A 16,910-nucleotide genomic window follows, 5' to 3' on the forward strand; every position below is an offset into this window, starting at 1 on the left:
AATGCAAACGGCCGGCGAGATGATCACGGGCCGTGTTCTGCAGCCTATCCGGAGTTTCGGTCAGCCTATTTGCCCCAGATCTTCTTGTACTGGTCGCGGTAGCCGTTGCCCGGATCGAACCGGTTGTCCGGCCCGCCGTCGAATTCGACATTGTCCGACGTCACAACATGCAGCGGCGAGATGTAGCCAGACCATTTCTCGCCGGCCATGGTGCGGTTGAGCTCATCGACGAGCTGCCAACCTTGCAGGTTCAGGGGTTCGGCAACCGTCACCTTCTGGAACTGGCCGGAGCGGATGCGCTGGTAAGCCGATTCGGAACCGTCGCCCGCCGCCACGTTGATCGGAGCGTCGGTGCCGGACTTTCCGGCCGCCGCCAGTGACGGTCCCATGAAGTCGAAATAGAGGTCGTTGATCGCCAATGAGTGAGTCCACTGGTCGCCGTATTTCTGCAGCAGCGAGGTGGTGAGCTGCGGCATGCGTTGCGAGGTCTCGGCGATTGGCGTGTCGACATATTCGAGCACTTTGCCGCCGAGATCCTCGATTTCCTTCTTCATGCGGTCGGCCTTGGCGATGGCGATCTGGTAGGTCGAGTCGGTGAAGATGATGACGCCGGGCTTGCCCTTGGCGTCGACAAAAGCCCAGTCGGCGGCAGCCTTCGACACTTCCATCGGATCGGTCGAGACGTTGGCGATGATGCCGAGATCGTCGATCGGACCGACCGTCGGCGCCGCATGCCATGCCGCCATCGGAATCTTGGCCGCCCTGGCCTGCTCCAGCGCCGGCTTCTGCTCGACGGCATCGAACCCGTTGATAATAATGCCGTCGGGATTGAGCGCCAGCGCCTGGCCGAAGGCCGCGGTGCGGCCGCCGATGGAGCCGGCGCCGTCAAGTGTCTTGACGGTCCAGCCGAGGGCTGCCGCTGCTTCCTCGACGCCCTTGGTGACGCCAAGGATGCCGCCGTTCTTCATGTCGGCGCCAAGCACCACGATCGTCTTGCCGGCCGCGCCCTTCGGTCCGGTCGTCGGGCCATCCCATTTGTCGACCTTACTGGCATATTTGCCGACCACTGCCTTGGCGTCGGCCATCGGGTCGGCCCGGGCGGTCGAGGCGATACTGAGCGCCAGGCAGGCGACGCCGAGCTGAAGGACTGTTCTGCGATGCATGTTTCTTCTCCCATCAAGCATTGTCGGTTTTCTTTGTTGGTTGGTGCGCGGGTGATTGGCCGGTGGATGGCGGCGGCACGACAGCGCCGCGGCGGCGCTGCGCGTAGCCGGCGATGCCGATCGCCACGAGCAAGGTGACGCCGTTGAAGAGCGGCTCGACCCAGAACGAGCCACCGAACTGCTGGATGCCGGAAATGCCGGCGGCGAGGATGACGACGCCGATGATCGTCCCCCAGACATTGACGCGGCCGGGTTTGATGGTGGTCGATCCCAGGAAGGCGCCGACCAGCGCCGGCAATAGATATTCAAGGCCGACGCTGGCCTGGCCGATGCGGAGCTTGGAGGCGAGCAGCACGCCGCCAAGCGCCGTCAGCGCGCCCGAGGCGACGAACGCGCCCATGACGAATTTCTGCACCGGTATGCCGTTGAGCGCTGCAGCCTTGGGATTGGCACCGATGGCGTAGAGGTAGCGGCCGATCGGCATGTATTCGAGCACAAGCCACATCACCAGTGCCAGGACGATCACGTAGTAGCCAGTGATCGGCAGGCCGAACAGCATCGTCCCGTTGAGGGCGAGGAAGCCTTCGGGAAGCACGCCGACGACCTGCCGGCCGCCCGTGTACCACATCGCGAGTGCATAGAGCACGGTGCCGGTGCCGAGCGTGGCGATGAAGGAATCGATGCGTGCCACCTCGACCAGCAGGCCGTTGATGAAGCCGGTGACGACGCCGAGCAGCAGGACGATCAGCACCGCGATCGGCCAGGGGATGCCGAAGGCGGTCTGCAGGCTGATGGCCAGGATATGCCAGAGCACGATGCCGTAGCCGACCGTCAGGTCGATGCGGCCCGAAGCCATGGGGATCATCGCCGCCAGCGACAGCAAGGCGATGATCGCCTTGTCGGAGACGATGGAACGCAAATTGAGCAGCGTCGGGAAGGTGCGCGGCAGGAGCAGCGAGAACAGCAGGATGAGCAGCAGCGTCAGGATCGGCAGGCCGTAGACCGGCAGGTAGCGCGCCGCCCTCTGGCCAAAGCTGAGCCCGGAGAGTTCCGAGCGGGTCGGCTCCAGCGCAGTCGATTTGATCGAGTTCATGGACACTCCTCAGGCGGCTTCGGACACGGAGGCGGCATGGATAAGCGCCGCCGTCGTCAAGGCATCGCCGGCCAGTTCGCGCACGACGCGGTTGTGCGAGAAGACGAGCGCGCGATGGCAGATATGCGCTACTTCCTCGAAATCGGTGGAAACGACGACGACCGCCAGCCCGGCTTCGACAGCTGCCGCGATCAGCCGATAGATTTCGGCCTTGGCGCCGACATCGACACCCGCCGTCGGATCCTCGGCGATCAGCAGCTTGCGACCCGTCGCCAGCCAGCGGCCGACGACCACCTTCTGCTGATTGCCGCCGGATAGCGCCTCGATCGGCAGGTGCGGGTCGTTCGGCCGCAGCCCGAGCCGGGTACCGAGCTCCTGCGTCAGTTCGCTTTCCCGCGCCGGCGTCATGAAGGAGAAAAGCCCGCGGCCGACGGCGGACGGGTTGAGATACATGTTTTCGCGCACGGACAGCGACAGCGCTACCGACTCCTCGGTGCGGTCGCGCGCAATCAAGCCGACACCGGCGGCAAGGGCCGCACCGACCGAGGACAGGTCGAGGCGTTTGCCGTCGAGTAATACAGTGCCGTCGAAAGGCTCGGCGCCGAACAGCGCGCGGCCGACGGCCTCCTGTCCAGCACCACGCAGGCCAACCAGTCCCAGAAGTTCGCCAGACCGCGCCTCGAAGTGGACCGGTCCGACATTGCCGCAGCGCAAATCCTCGACCTTCAGCCGCTCGGGTCCGTCCTGCCAGCGCGACTTGGCGAACATCTGGTGCGCCGGGCGGCCGACGATGAGATCGACCAATTCCTGCGGCGTCGTCTCGGCGACCGGCTTGACCGCCACCATGCGGCCGTCCCGCATGACGGCGACCCGATCGGCGATGCGGAACACTTCATCCAGGCGGTGCGAGACATAGATCATGCCGACGCCGCGCTCGCGCAACGGTCGCAGTGCCTGGAACAGGCGTTCGACCTCATCCGCGGGCAAGCTTGCCGTCGGCTCGTCGAGTACCAGCACGTCGGCTTCGGTAGCGAGCGCGCGGGCGATGGCAACCAGCGATTTCTCGGTGCGCGAAAGATCCTGGACGCGCGTCGCCGGATCGAAGGCGCAGCCGACCAGGGCCAGGGCGCTCTCGGCACGACGCTCGGTGTCGCGCCAGTCGATCAGGCCCGAGCGGCGCGAGAAACCCTGCGCCATGCCGACATTCTCGGCCACCGTCATCCATTCGATGAGCCCGAGATCCTGATGGATGAACGCGACCTTTTGCGGCAGGTTGGGGCGAGGCGGGCGGTGATGATAGTCCTCGCCGCGAAAGCGGATCGCGCCCTGGTCGCGCTTGTAGATGCCGGCCAGCGTCTTGATAAGAGTCGATTTGCCGGCGCCGTTCTCGCCCAGCAGCGCAACGATCTCACCCTCGTGGATGTCGAGCGAGACCGACTTCAACGCCAGCGTGCCCCCGAAGCGCTTGGAGATGTCGATGAATTCTATGAGCTTGGGCCGCATCCATGGCCCTCCCAAGCCAAACAAACGGATCTGAATTGGCACTGATGTTATCGCTAACATTTTTGCGGGTCAAGTCTTGAAAATGGCTCGCCCCGAAGGCTATCGATAGCTCCGGTTTCGCGGAGGATGAAGCATGTTCGGAGACACAGAGGGCACTGGCTTCGAGGTTCTCGACGAGCGGTTCGAGAGCTGTTTCGTCGGCCATGTGGCGGTCGAGCGGCTGTGGACGGGCGGGCGCTGGCTGGAAGGTCCGGCATGGTTCGCGGCCGGGCGGTATCTGGTTTTCTCGGACATCCCGAACGACCGCATCATGCGATACGACGATACCAACGGCGTGGTCTCAGTGTTTCGTGCGCCCTCCAGCAACGCCAACGGCAACACAGTCGACACGGAAGGGCGGCTGGTTACCTGCGAGCATCGCGCGCGACGCGTCACCCGCACCGAGCATGACGGATCGATCACGGTGATCGCCGACCGTTTCGAAGGCAAGCGGCTGAACTCGCCAAACGACGTGGTGGTGCGATCGGACGGCACTGTGTGGTTTTCCGATCCGCCCTATGGCATCGCGACCGACTATGAGGGCGACCGCTCCGAGCAGGAGATCGAGGGCTGCCACGTCTACCGCGCCGACCCCCTAACGGGCGAGGTGGCGCGCGTCGTCTCGACGATGGCCAAGCCAAACGGTCTCGCCTTCTCGCCGGACGAGGCCATCCTCTATGTCGGCGACACCGGCATCACGCACCAGAAGGACGGGCCGCGGCACATCCGCAAGTTCGCCGTCGAAGGTGCGACGCTCGGGGAACTCGGCGTTTTCGTCACCTGCAGCGCTGGCCTGTTCGACGGGTTCAGGGTGGATACGGCCGGGCGTGTGTGGGCGGGCGCCGGCGACGGCATCCACTGCTTCGATCCCGACGGCACGCTGATCGGCAAGATCCGTATTCCGGAGACAGTGGCGAACCTCACCTTCGGCGGCGCCAAGCGCAACCGCCTGTTCATCACTGCGCGGCAGTCGCTCTATTCGGTGTTTGTCGTCGCCAATGCGGCAGCACGAGCGTGAGTTGGAAGAGAGGGATGTTTTGCGATGAAGTCAGACGCCTACGCGCTGCTTCCTGCGAGCTTGAGCCTGTTCCGCATGCGCTTCCCGCACCTGCGGCCTGGCGCTTACCTCGGGCACACCCACGTCCCACCAGGCGTCGCCTGGTGTCCAGGTGAAACCATCGGACACCAGCGTGATGACCGTCGTCCGGTCCGTTCCGAGTGCCCAATCGACGGCTTGCGGGAGGTCCGCGAGGCTGTCGACACGCCGGGTGAGCGCGCCCATCGATTCGGCGTGCTTCACAAAATCGACGCTGAACGGCTCCTTGACACGGCAATCCTTGATCAGGTTGTTGAAGGACGCCGCGCCCTTGGCATTCTGGAGACGATTGATGACGGCGTAGCCGCCATTGTCGCAGACGATCACCACCATCTTATGGCCCGACAGGACCGTGGAATAAATGTCTGAGTTCATCATCATGTAAGTGCCGTCACCGATCATCACGATCGGGGTTCGCGTGGGATCGGCCAGCGCGGCGCCCCAGCCGGCGGCAATCTCGTAACCCATGCACGAGAAGCCGAATTCACAGTCGAACGTATTGGGCGACTTGACGCGCCAGTTCTTCATGACCTCGCCCGGGAGGCCGCCCGCGGCCGTGATGACCAGGTCGCGCTCGCCTGCGCGTTCATTCACTATGCCGATGACCTGGGCGTAGCTGGGAACGGGCTGGTTGGTCGGCTGCTGATACCCGTCCAGCGCCTTGTTCCACTTGGCGAACTCTATTCGGCCCTTCTCGGTCCATTCGCGTGGTGCTTGCCACTGTGCGAGTGACTGCCCCAATTCGCTGAGCGTGGCGAGAGCATCGCCTACCACGGCCAAGGCACGATGCTTGGTCGCGTCCCAGCGGGCAGCGTTGATGGAAATGAATTTGGCGTCCGTTGCGAAAGCGCTCCAGGAGCCGGTGGTGAAGTCCATCAGCCGGGTGCCGACGGCAACGATCACGTCCGCTGAAGCGGCAAGCGCGTTAGCCGAGGTTGAGCCGACGATGCCGATTGGGCCGACATAAGCAGGATGATTGTGGCTTACGGTACTTTTGCCGGCGATCGTCTCACACAACGGAATGCCGTGGATGAGGGCCAGGTCGGCCAACACCTGCTCGGCGCCGGAGTAACGGGTGCCGCCGCCAGAAATGATCAGCGGGCGCTTGGCTGCCTTCAGCAGCTTCACCGCTTCAGCCAGCCGATTGGCGTCGGGGCGTGGTCGCGGGATCGCGTGCACCGTCTCTGCGAAGAATTCCTCTGGGTAGTCCCAAGCCATCTCCTGCACGTCCTGCGGCAGTGCAATGAATGCCGGACCGCAATCGGCCGGATCCAGCATGGTGGCTACTGCCTGGGGGAGGGAGGAAATTATGCCTTCAGGATGGACGATGCGGTCCCAATAGCGGGTCACCGCCTTGAAGGCGTCGTTGACGTTGATGGTCGGATTGCCGAAATGCTCGACCTGCTGCATGACTGGGTCGGGGCGGCGATTGATGAACGTATCGCCAGAGAGCATCAGCACCGGAAGACGGTTCGAATGGGCCACGCCGGCGGCAGTGACCATGTTGAGGGCGCCCGGGCCGATCGATGTTGCGGCCACCATGATCTGGCGGCGGCGCTTGGCTTTTGCGAAACCGATCGCCGCGAGGGCCATCGACTGCTCATTCTGCCCGCGCCACGTGGGCAACCGATCCTGGACCGCTTCCAGCGCTTCCGATAGGCACGTCACGTTGCCGTGGCCGAAGATGGCGAAGACGCCCGGAAAGAGCGGAACTCTCTCCCCGTCGACGATCGTGAACTGATTGCAAAGATAGCGGACCAGGGCTTGCGCCATGGTCAGACGGACGACTGACATTTGATTCCTCCGGGCATCGCGGCAACTCATGCCGAATGATGAATTCAATTCTTATTGCAAATTTTGATTTTTTGCAAGCGCCATTGCAGAAGGTAACGCAGACTCGGACCACCGGTTTTCAACGTGTAATTTCAACACTGGTAAACCAAGGGCAAAAAAGCCATCATGCAACGAAAATTGCAAGGATGTCGGTCGTGGAAGAGAAAGTCAAAGCCCCAAAGGACTACGAGGAACTCATCCGCTTGATCCACGATCGGTATGAGCAGATGAGTAAGTCATACCAGAAGATAGCGTTGTATCTCACGCAGAACCCGAATGATGTCGCGGTGCGATCCGTGAACGCGATCGCTGAAAGCAGCGGCGTTCACGCATCGAGCTTCGTGCGCTTTGGCCAGGCACTGGGCTATGAGGGTTTCAAGGATCTGCAAACCCTTTTCCAGAAGCGATTGTCCACCGCGGCGCCCGGCTTTGAGGCGCGCATCAAGGCGCTGGAGACGGAACTGGGGGCGCGAACCGACCGCAGCGAATTCGCTTTGATGCACGATCTGGTGGTCCGTGACATCGCCTCGCTGCAGGAGATGCTGACAGCTATCCCGCCGGAGGACTTGGCCGAAGCGGTCAATCTTCTGGAGAAAGCCGACGTCATATATTTGATCGGGCAATTGCGCTCGGCGCCAGTGGTGGAACTCCTGCGCTACATATTGACGATGCTGGGTAAGCGATGCACGTTGCTGGACCCTGGCGGCGGGCTGGCCACGCACATGGCTCGTGCGATCCGCCCGCAGGATGTGCTTTTCGCGGTGTCGTTTCGCTTCTATGCAAACGAGGTCGTGAATGTTGTGGAGGAGGTTGCCAGCAGGGGCATTCCCATCGTGGCGATTTCGGACAGCACCCTGTCGCCGCTGACCAAGGGCGCACGCGTGCTTTTTGCTGTCCCAGAGCACGAATACACGTTTTCAAGATCGCTCGCGGCCCCGATGTGCCTTGCTCAGGCGCTAACCGTGGCGCTGGCGGCGCGCTTGCAGAACAACGGCATTGACCCGCGTATCCCGATAGTCACCGGGCAATAGCCCTCTTACCTCGCCGGTCGGCTTCCAGTGCTATTTTTGCCCCTTACCATGGCAGAGATACACGCGGTGGCAGCATAAGTTCAATTGCAGAGCAGGCAGACAATGCGCTCTGCTCTCGCAATGAATTTTGCAGATCGGTTCTCTCCTAAAAGAAAATTGAAAGCGAATTGACTCACAGTTCGTTGCAGAATATGCATGATCTGCAATTATCGTTGCGGATCGATCTAAGGAGCACCGCTGGCTTAAGCGCGGGGCAATCCTTTTCTTTTGCCATCGAATATCGGGATAGTGGCTTCAAGACCGTAATGAGAGGCGGAGAGATTCCCCGGGGAGATCGGGGATTCCGGTTCAATCGGTGCAGCCGGACACCAATAGGTGGAGGAGTGACACAATGAAGAAACTGATTTTGGGCGTCGCCTTCGCGGCGCTGATGAGTTCATCGGCCATGGCCGCCAAGATCGGCGTCTCGATGGCCAAGTTCGACGACAATTTTCTCACCGTGCTGCGCAACGGCATGATCGAGCAGGCCAAGGGCATGAGCGGCGTCGAGCTGCAGGTCGAGGACGCACAGAACGACGTCGCCAAACAGCTCGACCAGATCAAGAACTTCGCCGCTTCGGGCGTCGATGCCATCATCGTCAACCCGGTCGACACCTCGGCCACCCAGGCGATGTCGGATGCGGCCGCCGCGGCCAAGATTCCGCTGGTCTATGTCAACCGCGAACCGGTCAACGTCGACAAGCTGCCCGACAACCAGGCCTTTGTCGCTTCCAACGAAGCTGATTCCGGCACGCTCGAAACCAAGGAAGTCTGCCGCCTGTTCAAGGAAGCCGGCAAGAAGGAAGCCAATGTCTATGTGATCATGGGCGAGCTTTCCAACCAGGCCGCCGTGCAGCGCACCAAGGACATTGAAGAGGTGATCGCCACGCCGGACTGCAGCTTCATCAAGATCATCGACAAGCAGACCTCGAACTGGGATCGCGACCAGGCCCAGAACCTGATGACCAACTGGCTGTCGACCGGCAAGAAGTTCGACGGCGTCATCGCTAACAACGACGAAAGCGCCATCGGCGCTATCCAGGCGATGAAGGCCGCCAACATCGACATGAAGGCAGTCGTCGTCGGCGGCGTCGACGCCACTCAGGACGCGCTTGCCGCCATGCAGGCCGGCGACCTCGACGTAACCGTGTTCCAGGACGCGGCCGGCCAGGGCGCGGGTGCGCTGGATGCGGCACTCAAGCTGTCCAAGGGCGAGAAAGTCGAACACAAGGTCTACATCCCATTCCAGTTGGTGACCCCCGCGAACATCGACAAGTTCCTGAAAAAGAACTGAGGTAGCAGACCGCTAGATAGGGGGCGGCGCTTAAGCTCAAACAACAACAGCGCCGCTCCGCCTTTCTCCTGTCGCGCGACCGCGACGGGAGGGCGATCTCGGCTGGCGGGAGGATCAAAGACGTGGCACAGACATCTCACGGCGTCGGCGGGGTCAGCTATGACGCCAAGAAGCGCACATGGCCGGCCGAATTCAACGTCTTCCTGGCGCTCGTCATCCTTGTCGTCATCTTCGAACTGATCGGCCGCATCTTTCTCGGCGACAGCTTCCTGTTCAACACCCGCAGCGACGTCTCCGGCATCTTCAACGAGGCCCGCCTGCAGATCATCATCCTGCAGGTGTCGATCGTCGGCATCATCGCCATCGGCGTCACGCAGGTGATCATTACAGGCGGCATCGACCTGTCCTCGGGCTCGATCGTCGGCGCGACCGCCATGATCGCCATGAGCTTCGCCCAGGTCGCGACCGTCAACGGCAACCCGAATCCCAAGGCGATGTTCCTGGCGCAGGGCTGGACCGACCTTCCTGTCATCGTGCCGGTGCTGGTGGCGATCGGCTGCGGCCTGCTCGCCGGCTTCGTCAACGGCGCGCTGATCGCCTACACGCGCATTCCGCCCTTCATCGCCACGCTCGGCATGATGGTGACCGCGCGCGGCATCGCCAAATGGTGGTCCAAGGGCCAGCCGATCTCGTTCCCGACAGACAGTTTCGCCGCGATCGGCAAGGGCCTGATGCCAGTCATCATCTTCCTGTCGCTGGCGGTGCTGTTCCAGCTGATCATGACCTACACCAGATATGGAAAGCATTGCTACGCGATCGGCTCCAATGAGGATGCCGCGCGCATGTCGGGCATCAAGATCGCCAACCACAAGATCCTCGTCTACGTCATCGCTGGCATACTCGCCGCGCTCGCCGCCGTGGTGCTCTCTTCCAAGAATCTCACCGCCCAGGCCGGCATGGGCGTGATGTATGAACTCGACGCGATCGCCATGGCGGTCATCGGCGGCGTTTCGCTGTCGGGCGGCCGTGGCTCCATCATCGGCACGGTGATCGGCTCGCTGATCTTCGGCGTCATCATCTCCGGCTTCACCTTCCTGCGCCTCGACGCCTACTACCAGGAGATGGTCAAGGGCGTGATCATCGTCGGCGCGGTCGTTCTCGATCAGTGGCGCCAGCGCATGCGGGCATTGAGGGCTTGACCATGTCAGATATCGTCCTGAAGACCGAAAACCTAACCAAGCGCTATGGCGGCGTGCATGCGCTGGAAGGCGCCAACTTCGAGCTGCGTAAGGGCGAGCATGTCGCCATCATGGGCGACAACGGCGCCGGCAAGTCGACCTTCGTGCGCCAGATCACCGCCGTCGAGCAGCGGACCAGCGGCCAGGTCTGGTTCGACGGCAAGGAAGTGAATTTCGCCGGCCCGATCGAGGCGCGCGAGGCGGGCATCGAGACGGTGTTCCAGAATCTGGCGCTGGCCGACGATCTCGACGTGCCGTCGAACCTGTTTCTCGGCCGCGAAAAAGTACTGTTCAATCTGGGGCCATTCTCCATCCTCGACCGCAAATACATGCGCAAGGCGACCGAAGCCGCGCTGGTGCGCACGGCGGTGAAGATCCCCAATCTGTCCAACACCATCCGCCACATGTCGGGTGGCCAGCGCCAGTGCGTGGCGATCGCTAGGACCGCGACCTTCGCCTCCAAGCTGATCATCATGGACGAGCCGACGGCCGCACTCGGCGTGCAGGAGACGGCGCAGGTCGAAAACATCATCCGCACGCTGAAGGACAATGGCGAGCCGCTGATCCTGATCAGCCACAATATGCGCCAGGTGTTCGACCTTTGCGATCGCATCGTGGTGTTCCGGCGCGGCCGCATCGTCGCCAATCTGCGCAAGGAGAATACCGACGGGCAGGACATCGTATCGTACATCACCGGCGCCAAGACCGGCGAGGCGGAGTTGCAGGCCGCCTGAGAATGGAAAAGACGTCTATGCCGCAAGAACCCCTGGCGCCGGCATCGACCAGATGGCGGCGCCCGGACCTTGCGTGAACTCGTTATGACGCAAGTCGGTCAGTCCGTCTGTTCATGGGTCAGCCCTCGACAGTGTAGCCCGCCGATGCCATGACGCGCAGCAGCTCGCGATGGCCGATCCTGGCCATTTCCAGCGGCGGGTTCTTGATCGGGTCCTGCTCGGCCTCGACGACAAACCAGCCTTCATAGCCGTGGCCGGCGAGCCGTTTGACGATGGCCTCGAAGTCGAGCGAGCCATCGCCCGGCACGGTGAAGGCGCCCTTGACGACCGCATCGAGGAAGCTTTCGCGGGAGCGATCCAACCCGTCGATGACGGGCTGGCGCACATCCTTGGTGTGAACGTGGCTGATGCGATGGTGGTGATTGTCGATCACGCGCAGCACGTCGCCACCGGCAAAGGCCATGTGGCCGGCATCGTAGAGAAGGGGTAGCGCCTCACCAGAATGCTCCATCAACAGGTCCACGTCCTGCTCGGATTCGATCGGTGCCGCCATGTGGTGATGGTAAGCGATTGGCATGCCCTGCTCGGCGCACCATTCGGCGAAAGCGGTTATCTTCCGGCCATAGGCCTTGATCTCCTCTTCGCTCAGGCGACGACGGGTGGCGAGGGGCGCCGAGCGGTCGCCCTGGATTGTGCCCGCGGTCTCGCCATACACGATACAGGGCGCGCCCACGGCCTTGAACAGCGCCATCTGTTTGGCAATGCGGTCCTTCTCGCGGGCAATGTCGCCATCAAGCAGCAAGCCCGAGAACCAGCCCCCGCAGACTTTCATGCCATAGGTGTCGAGGATCGGTCCGAGCACGCCTGCATCCATCGGGAATCGGCGCCCGGTCTCCATGCCGGAAAAGCCAGCCTCCCGCGCTTCGGCAAGGCATCCCTCGAGCGAAATGTCACCACTCAGTTCCGCAAGATCGTCGTTCCACCACGCGATCGGCGCGATGCCAAGCTTGGCTTTCATGCTCTAATTTCTCCTTCCACAGAGGACGCAAATGGCTGCGTTGCGATCTATTATGAAATGTCTATTGACAAATCAATAGATGCTGCAATGATTATTGCAATACGGTTTTAGGGAGGACTGCGCCAACTCGCGCAGGGCACGCGGTCCATCGGATATGCCGAGGATCAGCGCCGCCGGAGGGTGCTCCAAACGGAGTGAAACACCCGTCCCGCAATGCCGGAATCTTGTGACCGCCGCGCTGTCTGCGTGGCGTGTCTCGTGCTGTTTTCAGGATGCTCAGATGTATGGCGACTACGGACTTTTCATCGACGGAGCCTGGCATTCAACGGGCGGAGGAGGCCTAACCCCGGTATTCAGTCCGGTTACCGAAAGGGCGCTCGGCGAGGTAGCTTGCGCGAATGGGGAGGACACTCGCGACGCACTCGAAAGTGCCCAACGGGGGTTTCGTTCATGGAAAGCCAAATCCGCCTTCGAGCGGGCTGATGCCCTGCATCGCATTGCCGATGAAATGCTGCGCCGCAAGGACGAAGGGGCGCGGATGATCTCCAGCGAGACCGGCAAGCCGCTGGCGCAGTCTGAGCGGGAATGGGCTCTCGCGGTCGATCAATTCCGCTGGCACGCCGAAGAGGCGCGTCGCATCTACGGGCGTGTCATCGAGAGCCGTGTCCCGGGCGGGCGTTTCGAGGTCCTGCATGAGCCTGTCGGCGTCGCCGCGGCCTTCACGGCCTGGAACTTCCCCGCAGCACTCGTGGCCCGCAAGGTCGCGCCGGCGCTGGCCGCAGGCTGCTCGATCGTGGTGCGTCCCTCGAGCCAAACCCCGGGCACGGCCATGGTCATGATTGACTGCATGCGAGCGGGCAACCTGCCTGCGGGCGCGGTCAGCCTGCTGGTCGGTCCGACGGATGCCACCTACACGCCCATCATGGCGTCGAAAATAGTCCGCAAAGTGTCCCTGACCGGCTCAACGCGGGTCGGTCAGCAGATGATCCGCGATGCCGCCGATACAGTCAAAAAGGTCTCGATGGAGCTGGGCGGCAACGCGCCGCTGATCGTCTTCGACGATGCCGATCTCGAGACGACACTCGGTGTGGCCGTGCCGACCAAATATGCCAATGCCGGCCAGGTCTGCGTCACGCCCGACCGCTTCTTCATCCATGAAAGCCTGCATGACAAATTCGTTGAAGGGTTCGTCTCCCGGGTCAAGTCGCTGAAGCTTGGCGATGGTCTCGACCCCTCGGTGCAGATGGGGCCGCTGATCAACGGCAAACGGCTCTCCGACATCGAGGCCGTAGTCGCGGAGGCCGAACGGCAAGGGGCAACGATCGCCGCTGGCGGCCGCCGTGCGGCGACCTTCAACGCCGGGCATTTCTTCGAGCCGACGGTGCTGACCAACGTCAGCGACGACATGGCGGTCTTCGCCGAGGAGAATTTCGGTCCGGTGGCGGCGATCACCTCGTTCTCCAGCGACGACGAGGCGCTGCAGCGCGCCAACACCTCCGATATGGGGCTTTCGGCCTATGCGTTCACGCAAAGCCCGAAGCGTGCACGCCGGGCGATTGCCGAGCTGAAGGCTGGAATGGTCGGCATCAATAGCTTCGCACTTGCTGCCTCGGAGGCGCCGTTCGGCGGTACCAATTTTTCGGGCATGGGCAGGGAAGGGGGGATCGAGTCGATCACAGATTACCTCGATACCAAGCTCGCCCAGGTCGTTTTCTAAGGGTTGCCGCCATGATCCCCAATACCCTCAAGAAGCTCTGGGCCGAAGGCCGTCCGACCATCAATGGCTGGCTCTCCATAGGCAACTCATTCACCGCCGAGATCATGGCCGCGCAAGGTTATGACAGCATTGGCATCGACCTGCAGCACGGTGCGCTAGACTACAACGCCATGCTGCCCATGCTGCAGGCCATGCGTGCCTCGGGCGTCACCCCGCTGGTGCGCGTCCCCTGGCTTGAGCCGGGCATCATCATGAAGGCGCTGGACGCGGGTGCCTACGGGATCATTTGCCCGATGATCAACACCGCGGAGGAAGCCGCACGATTTGTCTCCTGTGTGCGCTATCCGCCGGCCGGTCAGCGCTCTTTCGGGCCAACCCGCGCCAATTTCGCGGTCGGCGCCAACTATGCAACGGAAGCCAATGGCGAAATCCTTGCCTTCGCGATGGTCGAGACCGCAGACGCGATGGCTAATCTCGATGCGATCGCGGCCACGCCGGGACTCGACGGCATTTATGTCGGGCCGGCCGACCTGACCTTCAGCCTGCACGGCGGTCGCCTGCCTCCGGCCTTCGATCGCGAAGAGCCGGAAATGATCGAGGCTTTGCAAGCCATTGTGCGGGCCTGCCGCAAACACGGCATTCGCGCCGCGCTGCACTGCGGCACTCCCGAATACGCCGGGCGCGCCGTGGCATGGGGCTTCGACATGACCACCGTCTCCAATGACGTGCGTTTACTCGCCGGCGCCGCAGAAACCGCCGTCAAGCGGTTCAGGGCCCTGATGGCTGGAGCCTCAGCCAAGAGCGTCAACGCCAAGGGGGGCTACTGATGCCTCACGTGCTTGTTGCCGGCAAACTGCATCCAAGCGGTATAGCCCTGCTCGATCGGACGCCAGGCGTAACCTACGACTATGTCGAGGAGGTTTCCGAGCCAAGCTATGCCTCGCTGATCGGCAAGGCCGATGGGCTGGTCATTCGCACCCAGCCGCTTTCCGCGCCGACGGTCGACAAGGCACGCAACCTCCGCATCGTCTCGCGGCATGGGGTCGGCTACGACTCGGTTGATCTGCCGGCGCTCAATAAGCGCGGGATCGCGCTGGCGGTCGTCGGCGATGTCAATTCGGTCTCGGTGGCTGAGCACGCCATGATGCTGCTGTTAGCTGCCAGCAAGCGCACGCTGCGCGCCGATCGGGCCGTCCGCGAAAAAGGATGGAACTGGCGCAACAAGCTCGAGGCGTCAGAACTTGCGGGCAAGCGGCTGCTCATCCTGGGTTACGGCCGGATAGGTCGGCATCTTGCCCGCATGGCTGCCGGCTTTTCTATGGAGGTTGAAGCCTACGATCCGTTTCTCGAAAAGATTGGCTGGCCGGATGGTCCGGTGAGGCCGGCCTGCGACCTCGCCGCTGCGCTGGGCCGTGCCGACGCGATATCCGTGCATGCGCCCAAAGGCGAGAGGCCGTTGATCGGTGCCCGTGAATTCGAGCTCATCAAGCGTGGCGTCGTCCTGATCAATACCGCCCGTGGTGGCGTGGTCGAGGAGCTCGCTCTGATTGAGGCGCTGCGAACCGGCACGGTTGCGGCCGCGGGCCTCGATGTTTTCGACCAGGAGCCGCCAACGCCGGACAACCCGTTGCTGGCGATGGATCAGGTCATCCTCACGCCCCACATCGCCGGTCTTACCGTTGAATGCGGGGAACGCATGGCGCTGTCGTCGGTCAAGAACGTCCTCGATTTTTTTGAAAGCAAGATCGATCCCGCGCTGGTCGTCAATGGGGCCGAAATCAATGGGAAATGAGAAGCCCAAGCTGCGGGTCGGGCTGATCGGGACCGGTTTCATGGGCAAGACCCATTCGTTTGGATTCGCCGCAGCGGAACGTGTTTTCGATCTTCCGTTCGAGCTCGAGCTTCATACCATCGCGGACCGTACCGAAGAACTTGCCGGCGCAGCCGCGCGGACGCTCGGCTTCAAGAACGCTACCGGAGATTGGCGCCGCCTTGTCGGCGATCCGGACATCGATCTCGTCGACATCACCGCGCCAAACGCGTTCCACCGCGAGATGGCGCTGGCCGCTATCGCCGCCGGCAAGCACGTTTATTGCGAGAAACCGCTTGCTCCGCGTGCAGCCGAGGCCGCCGAGATGGCAAATGCTGCCGTGGCTGCCGGCGTGCGCACCCAGGTCGGGTTCAACTACCTTTGCAATCCGATGATGGCCCTGGCCCGTGAACTCATCGCGACCGGTGAGCTTGGCGAAATCCGCAGCTATCGCGGAATCCACGCCGAAGACTACATGGGCGATGCTGAAAGTCCCTTCACCTTTCGCCTCGACCCGGTTGGGGGCGGTGCGCTGGCCGATCTCGGCAGTCATGCCTTGGCGACCGCCGAGTTCCTTCTCGGCCCGATCGAGCGCGTTCTTGGCGACGAGGTCACCGTCATCAACAGTCGTCCGGACGGCAAGGGCGGCCGTACCGCCGTCGAGGTCGACGACATCGGCCGGGCTTTCTTGCGCTTCGCCAGCGGCGCCACCGGCAGCATCGAGGCGAGTTGGGTGGCGAGCGGCCGCAAAATGCAGCACGATTTCGAGATATATGGCTCGAGAGGTGCGCTGACCTTCAGCCAGGAGCGCTTCAACGAACTGCAATTCTACACCAATGCGGACGCCGGTCGAGTTCGCGGCTTCCGTCGTATTGAGGCCGGGCCTGATCATCCACCCTATGGGCTGTTTTGCGTGGCCCCCGGCCATCAGCTTGGTTTCAACGATCTCAAGGCCATCGAGGTCGCGCTGTTTCTCGAAGCTATCGCCGGGATCCGCGCCGAGCCATTCAGCTTCCGCTCCGGACAGCGCATCCAGGAACTTGTGGAAGCGATCCATACCTCGGCGACTGCAGGCCGTTGGGTCAGCACAGTTTGATGGCAATTTCGAATGCGGCGCCCGGGCGGTCGCCGAAGAACTTCATTCGACGGGCTTGCGCGTTTTGCAGGGCAGGAACTTTATCCTGTGGGCGTCGCACGTAGCCAGAATCCATGAGATAGGTGGTATCGGCGCGTCCTATTTTGCCGATACAGGATGGATCGCGCGAAGCCGGATGACGGCGAATCCAATGCCGCCCCGAAGCG

At 62.5% G+C, this 16,910-nt stretch carries 14 protein-coding genes; 9 read left to right on the top strand and 5 right to left on the bottom strand.

What is annotated here, in order from left to right:
* Positions 1-65: 65 nt before the first annotated feature.
* The 3 genes from FJ960_RS13160 to FJ960_RS13170 are packed head-to-tail and all read right to left on the bottom strand — an operon-like array spanning position 66 to position 3,759.
* Positions 66-1,163: a substrate-binding domain-containing protein gene (locus FJ960_RS13160; protein WP_140714433.1), complete on the bottom strand. Its 1,098-nt coding sequence runs from the start codon at positions 1,161-1,163 to the stop codon at positions 66-68.
* A gap of 13 nt (positions 1,164-1,176) precedes the next feature.
* The gene (locus FJ960_RS13165) at positions 1,177-2,256 is read right to left on the bottom strand and encodes an ABC transporter permease (protein WP_140714435.1); all 1,080 of its coding nucleotides are present in this window, start codon (positions 2,254-2,256) and stop codon (positions 1,177-1,179) included.
* Between the two features lie 9 nt (positions 2,257-2,265).
* Positions 2,266-3,759 (bottom strand): sugar ABC transporter ATP-binding protein, encoded by a 1,494-nt coding sequence (locus FJ960_RS13170; RefSeq protein WP_140714437.1) that lies wholly within the window; start codon positions 3,757-3,759, stop codon positions 2,266-2,268.
* A gap of 133 nt (positions 3,760-3,892) precedes the next feature.
* Here FJ960_RS13170 and FJ960_RS13175 point away from each other — a divergent pair, with 133 nt between their 5' ends.
* Positions 3,893-4,816 (top strand): SMP-30/gluconolactonase/LRE family protein, encoded by a 924-nt coding sequence (locus FJ960_RS13175; protein WP_140714438.1) that lies wholly within the window; start codon positions 3,893-3,895, stop codon positions 4,814-4,816.
* 30 nt (positions 4,817-4,846) lie between these two features.
* Here FJ960_RS13175 and iolD read toward each other — a convergent pair whose 3' ends face one another.
* The gene (gene iolD / locus FJ960_RS13180; protein ID WP_140714440.1) at positions 4,847-6,688 is read right to left on the bottom strand and encodes a 3D-(3,5/4)-trihydroxycyclohexane-1,2-dione acylhydrolase (decyclizing); all 1,842 of its coding nucleotides are present in this window, start codon (positions 6,686-6,688) and stop codon (positions 4,847-4,849) included.
* Positions 6,689-6,723: 35 nt separating this feature from the next.
* On the opposite strand from iolD, the gene FJ960_RS13185 reads away from it, so the two are divergent.
* The 4 genes from FJ960_RS13185 to FJ960_RS13200 all read left to right on the top strand — a co-directional run bounded on the left by FJ960_RS13185 (position 6,724) and on the right by FJ960_RS13200 (position 11,063).
* Complete coding sequence (locus FJ960_RS13185) at positions 6,724-7,758, top strand: MurR/RpiR family transcriptional regulator (protein WP_246672771.1); 1,035 nt, start codon at positions 6,724-6,726, stop codon at positions 7,756-7,758.
* A gap of 391 nt (positions 7,759-8,149) precedes the next feature.
* The gene (locus tag FJ960_RS13190; protein WP_140714442.1) at positions 8,150-9,091 is read left to right on the top strand and encodes a sugar ABC transporter substrate-binding protein; all 942 of its coding nucleotides are present in this window, start codon (positions 8,150-8,152) and stop codon (positions 9,089-9,091) included.
* A 122-nt stretch (positions 9,092-9,213) separates the two neighbouring features.
* On the top strand, positions 9,214-10,290 hold the full coding sequence (locus FJ960_RS13195; protein WP_140509604.1) for an ABC transporter permease: 1,077 nt from the start codon (positions 9,214-9,216) through the stop codon (positions 10,288-10,290).
* Positions 10,291-10,292: 2 nt separating this feature from the next.
* Entirely contained in the window at positions 10,293-11,063 is a 771-nt protein-coding gene (locus FJ960_RS13200) for an ATP-binding cassette domain-containing protein (RefSeq protein WP_140661259.1), read from the top strand.
* 118 nt (positions 11,064-11,181) lie between these two features.
* Here the strand turns inward: FJ960_RS13200 and iolE are convergent, their stop codons facing one another.
* Positions 11,182-12,081 (bottom strand): myo-inosose-2 dehydratase, encoded by a 900-nt coding sequence (iolE, locus tag FJ960_RS13205; RefSeq protein WP_140714443.1) that lies wholly within the window; start codon positions 12,079-12,081, stop codon positions 11,182-11,184.
* Between the two features lie 280 nt (positions 12,082-12,361).
* On the opposite strand from iolE, the gene FJ960_RS13210 reads away from it, so the two are divergent.
* Genes FJ960_RS13210 through FJ960_RS13225 form a run of 4 tightly spaced genes read left to right on the top strand, consistent with a single transcriptional unit; the run spans position 12,362 to position 16,704 of the window.
* Positions 12,362-13,798, top strand: coding sequence for an NAD-dependent succinate-semialdehyde dehydrogenase (locus FJ960_RS13210; RefSeq protein ID WP_140714444.1), 1,437 nt, complete (start codon positions 12,362-12,364; stop codon positions 13,796-13,798).
* An 11-nt stretch (positions 13,799-13,809) separates the two neighbouring features.
* A complete protein-coding gene (locus FJ960_RS13215; RefSeq protein WP_140714446.1) occupies positions 13,810-14,625 on the top strand; it encodes an aldolase/citrate lyase family protein in 816 nt (271 codons plus the stop codon).
* The gene (locus tag FJ960_RS13220; RefSeq protein WP_140714448.1) at positions 14,625-15,590 is read left to right on the top strand and encodes a hydroxyacid dehydrogenase; all 966 of its coding nucleotides are present in this window, start codon (positions 14,625-14,627) and stop codon (positions 15,588-15,590) included. Before FJ960_RS13215 ends, FJ960_RS13220 begins: the two co-directional genes overlap by 1 nt.
* Positions 15,580-16,704 carry a Gfo/Idh/MocA family oxidoreductase gene (locus FJ960_RS13225; protein WP_140714450.1) on the top strand — a complete coding sequence of 375 codons (1,125 nt, stop codon included), beginning with the start codon at positions 15,580-15,582 and terminating at the stop codon, positions 16,702-16,704. The genes FJ960_RS13220 and FJ960_RS13225 overlap by 11 nt, the downstream gene beginning before the upstream one ends.
* Positions 16,705-16,910 lie beyond the last annotated feature (206 nt).

It is taken from the genome of Mesorhizobium sp. B2-3-11 (assembly GCF_006442215.1).
GTDB classification, from domain to species: Bacteria; Pseudomonadota; Alphaproteobacteria; order Rhizobiales; family Rhizobiaceae; genus Mesorhizobium; species Mesorhizobium salmacidum.